The sequence below is a fragment of the Bacillus sp. S4 genome (assembly GCF_040838205.1).
GTDB classification, from domain to species: Bacteria; Bacillota; Bacilli; order Bacillales; family Bacillaceae_G; genus Bacillus_A; species Bacillus_A cereus_U.
Genome location: NZ_JBFPJI010000274.1, coordinates 1 through 4,451 on the forward strand (window position 1 = coordinate 1; position 4,451 = coordinate 4,451).

Here is a 4,451-nt window from a genome sequence, read left to right on the forward strand (position 1 = left end):
ACCAAATATATAGTGATAAAATGAAAATAGCGAGGTGAAAAAAATAAATAGAGAGTAAGGGGGGAGTAACATGAAAGCAACAGGAATTATTCGAAAAGTAGATGAATTGGGACGGATAGTTATTCCTAAAGAATTACGAGATGTATTAGGAATACAAATTAAATCACCACTTGAAATTTTTGTAGAAGAAGACAAAGTCATTTTACAAAAATATCAACCTTACAATGCTTGTCAAATAACAGGTGATGTTTCAGACCAAAATATTTCATTAGCAAATGGAAGCATTACTGTTAGTATAGAAGGCGCAAAACATGTAATAAAAGAAATTGAGCAGTTTTTGAACAAGAGTGAGATTTAGTCTTAATTTATTATTCTTTTGAAAAACTGAAAAAGAAAAGGACCATAATCGGTCCTTTTCTTTTGTTTATTGAGAAATATTTGAGAGGAAGGGAAATGGAACGAATAAAACGAATGTTAAATCTAAACGTATTCAATAGTGGTCTGAAATGAAAATAATACATTTTCAGGAGGGATTACGATGAATAGTAGTACAGCGAATAAACAAAAAGGCATTAAATTAATTCCGTTTACTGTAAATAAAGTGGTTGAGCAAGTAAATGAAATTCCACCAGGTGTACAACTGATTCATGCTCCGCAAGTATGGGGAAAGAGTGCGAAAGGGAAAGATATTGTCGTTGCCGTCTTAGATACAGGTTGTGATATAAATCATGTAGATTTAAAAGATCGTATTATTGGTGGGAGAAATTTCACGAAAGATTATGAAGGTGATTCGAAAATTTATCTTGATAATAATGGCCATGGTACTCATGTAGCAGGGACAATCGCAGCAACCGAAAACGGAGTGGGTGTATTAGGTGTAGCACCACTTGCTAAAATGTTAGTTTTAAAAGTATTAGCTGGAGATGGTTCTGGAAGCTATGAGCAAATTATCGAGGCCATTCATTATGCTGTAAATTGGAGAGGACCGAATAAAGAGAAAGTGAGAATTATTTCAATGTCACTTGGTGGCCCGCAAGATGTACCAGAGTTACATGAAGCTATTCAAAATGCGGTAAAACAAGACGTACTTGTCGTATGCGCTGCTGGAAATGATGGAGATTGTAACGATGATACTTCAGAATTAGATTTTCCAGGTGCTTATTCTGAAGTAATTGAAGTAGGTGCTGTTAATTTAGAGCGGAAAATTTCATGCTTTAGTAATTCAAATCAAGAAATTGATTTAGTAGCGCCGGGTGATGAAATACTGTCTACGTATCCAGAGGGGAAATATGCAGTATTAAGTGGTACTTCAATGGCGACGCCGCATGTCGCTGGGGCGCTAGCACTTCTCATAAAGCAGTGTGAGAGAGAGTACGGTAGAAAATTATCAGAGCCGGAAATATACGCGCAACTTATAAAAAGGACTGTACCTTTAGGGTATGAACGTACATCTGAAGGGAATGGATTAATAGATTTATTAAAAGAATAGGAATTATTAAAAACCATCTCATATTCATATGAGATGGTTTTTAGTATGGTTCTGTAGCGTTTAATACAACATCTAATAAACCGGGGAATCTAGCATTTAAGTCTTCTTCACGAATTGAAATGAAACGTTGTGTTCCTTCAAGTCGTGTATACATAACACCTGATTCACGTAAAACCTTGAAATGATGAGATAAAGTTGATTTCGCGATAGGGATGTTTAATGAGCCACAAGATTGCTCATTTTTCTCAAGTAACATATTTACAATTTGTAAACGAATTTGATCGCTAAGTGCATATAAGACTGAAGAAAGTTGAATTTCTTCTCGATTCGGATGGTATAGTGTTCGCATTATTTCACCTACTTGTATAAGTTGTTCTAGTTGCACTATAGCATATAAAGTGCTATATTTCTATTGTTCGATTATATTCGAACAATAGAAATATAGGGGGAGAAAAAATGAAGTATACGAAATTACAAAAGGCAGGACTAAATATTTCAAAGTTGGGGTTAGGACCAAATGCTGTAGGGGGACATAATTTATATGCTGATGTGAATGAGGAAGAAGGAAAACGATTAATAGAAGAAGCTATTCAGCAAGGAATTACATTTTTTGATACAGCGGATTCATACGGTTTCGGTAGATCAGAGGAATTGGTAGGAGAAGCATTAAAAGAGAAACGCCACGAATTTGTACTTGCTACAAAAGGTGGAATACAGCCGTTATTAAATGGAGAGGTTTATATTAATAATGAACCAAGCTATTTAAGGAACGCAGTGGAAAATAGTTTAAGAAGATTACAGACAGAGTATATTGATTTATATTATTTACATTTTACAAACTCTGAAACAAGTTACATAGATTCAATTGGAGAACTGATCCGTTTAAAAGAAGAGGGGAAAATTCGTTCAATTGGGATATCAAATGTAAATGTAGAACAATTAAAAGAGGCGAATCAATATGGAGATATAGATGTTGTACAATCGCCTTACAATATGCTAAATCGTACTGCAGAGGAAGAACTTTTACCTTATTGTATTGAAGCAGGTATTTCATTTATTCCATATGGGCCACTTGCTTTTGGAATATTAGGTGGTAAATATACAGAAGATTTCAAAGTGAATGAAAAAGATTGGCGCAATGGCGTAAATCTTTTTGAGGAAAATACATATAAGAAAAACTTTAAGAAAGTTGAAATGCTAAAGGGCTTAGCTAAAGAAAAAAATATAGCCCTATCTCATTTAGCGTTAGCCTGGCTATTAAATAAACCAGGAATTGATGCTGTTATTCCTGGTGGAAAGCGTGCAGAGCAAATAAGAGAAAGTGTAAATACAGTGGATGTTTCATTGAATGAGAAGGTTATGAAAAAAATTGAGTCTATATTAGAGGATTAATAGGAAAGGGGGGAGCACCCTCTTTTCCTCTATAAGGAGATGGCATAAATGAAAAGAGTACTAGGTGTATTCTTTATGATAATGTTTATGATTGGTACGGATACATTTTTAATTTCACCACTTTTGCCAACTTTACAACAGGTGTATCATGTTTCAACTGAGTTGTCAGGATGGATGGTGAGTTCATATGCTTTAGGATACGCTGGATTTGCGCTTATCGCTGGTCCTATATCAGATGGATTAAATAGAAAAAAAGTAATGATACTAGGTATGATTTTTTTCGCAATTAGTACATTTTTGTGCGGAATTGCACCTAGTTTTTTATGGATGCTAATTTTTCGATTTTTAGCAGGTGTAAGTGCAGCGTTTGTATCTCCACAAGTGTGGGCATCTATTCCGCTGCTTATAGAGAAGAAGCAAATTGTGAAAGCAATTGGGATTGCAACAGCAGGCTTATCAATCTCACAAATTTTAGGGCTACCAATTGGAGCTTATTTAGCAACGATACATTATACAACGCCATTCTTCATCATTGGTATAATATCAGCACTACTTGTTATTTTGATGTATGTTGTATTACCAGAAATACAACCGGTTCATATAGATGGAAATAAAAAATCTATCTTAAAGCGCTATAAACAATTACTTAAAGACAAAAAGGTCTCATTTTCCTATTTTGCATATTTTATTTTTCAAACTGGTAATTTTGCTGCATTTTCATTTTTGGGTGTGTGGCTTTCCATTCAATTTGGCTTACGGGTTCAGGAAGTAGGTACAGCTATGCTTGTATTAGGGTTAGGAAATTTAACGGGTAATATTTTTGGCCCTAGAATCGTAAAAAAAATTGGTTATAACCTATCTTTCTATGGTGGAATTGTATTTACAGCGGTGCTATATGTAATACTACCCCATTTAAAGGACATGATAGTTGTCGAGTTATTTTTCTTTGTTTTATTTTTTGTGACAGGAATTTTGTTTGTATTGATGATGAGGTACTTACAAAATATATCTATTATAGCAAGGGGAACAGGTGCTGCCCTTGCTAATGCTTCGATGTACATTGGCCAAATGATTGGAGCGGCAATAGCAGGAATGTTATTTGCGGTATCTCAAAACTTTGTACTTGTAGGTAGTTTTACAGCGTTACTATATGTTGTAGCTTTACTTCTATTTAGAAAAAGTGAAAAGCTTAGTGAAGATAATGAAAAAGGAATGGCATCATAAAGTTTTAGTAAACAAAAAAGCACTTTTTTAGGATCAGTCTAAAAAAGTGCTTTTCTCTTTGATTGCACAGTTGCTGCATTTTCATCATGTATGCCTGCTTCTTCAGTAATTCGTTTTTTTACTTTATTTAATAGATGGTCTACTGCTTCACCAAAATAATTAGCTTCGCTTTTTGTGCGGGCTTCTCGTAAACATTTATAGTTTTCTAGCAGTTCCTCTTTTTCGGAGTTTGTTAAGAAATCTTCTATTTTCTTTTTTGTCATACGAAACACCCTTTCTTCTGACAAACGACGCAATAGAAAATATTTATTTTTCATTATAACAATAATTTTTAAAGAAAGTATAG

6 protein-coding genes are annotated in these 4,451 nt (G+C 34.1%); 4 read left to right on the forward strand and 2 right to left on the reverse strand.

Features of this window, described 5'->3' with window-relative positions; genetic code table 11:
• Positions 1-70: 70 nt before the first annotated feature.
• Positions 71-358 (forward strand): AbrB/MazE/SpoVT family DNA-binding domain-containing protein, encoded by a 288-nt coding sequence (locus AB3X48_RS18295; RefSeq protein WP_002148618.1) that lies wholly within the window; start codon positions 71-73, stop codon positions 356-358.
• A 180-nt stretch (positions 359-538) separates the two neighbouring features.
• Positions 539-1,489: a serine protease gene (locus AB3X48_RS18300; RefSeq protein ID WP_016104595.1), complete on the forward strand. Its 951-nt coding sequence runs from the start codon at positions 539-541 to the stop codon at positions 1,487-1,489.
• 40 nt (positions 1,490-1,529) lie between these two features.
• Here AB3X48_RS18300 and AB3X48_RS18305 read toward each other — a convergent pair whose 3' ends face one another.
• Positions 1,530-1,838 carry an ArsR/SmtB family transcription factor gene (locus AB3X48_RS18305; RefSeq protein WP_078173212.1) on the reverse strand — a complete coding sequence of 103 codons (309 nt, stop codon included), beginning with the start codon at positions 1,836-1,838 and terminating at the stop codon, positions 1,530-1,532.
• Positions 1,839-1,945: 107 nt separating this feature from the next.
• Between AB3X48_RS18305 and AB3X48_RS18310 the strand changes: the two genes are divergently transcribed.
• Both AB3X48_RS18310 and AB3X48_RS18315 read left to right on the forward strand, forming a co-directional pair.
• Positions 1,946-2,881, forward strand: coding sequence for an aldo/keto reductase (locus AB3X48_RS18310; RefSeq protein WP_367959789.1), 936 nt, complete (start codon positions 1,946-1,948; stop codon positions 2,879-2,881).
• 48 nt (positions 2,882-2,929) lie between these two features.
• Positions 2,930-4,105 (forward strand): MFS transporter, encoded by a 1,176-nt coding sequence (locus tag AB3X48_RS18315; RefSeq protein WP_367959790.1) that lies wholly within the window; start codon positions 2,930-2,932, stop codon positions 4,103-4,105.
• Positions 4,106-4,143: 38 nt separating this feature from the next.
• On the opposite strand, the gene AB3X48_RS18320 is transcribed toward AB3X48_RS18315, so the two are convergent.
• Positions 4,144-4,368, reverse strand: coding sequence for a hypothetical protein (locus AB3X48_RS18320; RefSeq protein ID WP_002158225.1), 225 nt, complete (start codon positions 4,366-4,368; stop codon positions 4,144-4,146).
• Between the last annotated feature and the right edge of the window lie 83 nt (positions 4,369-4,451).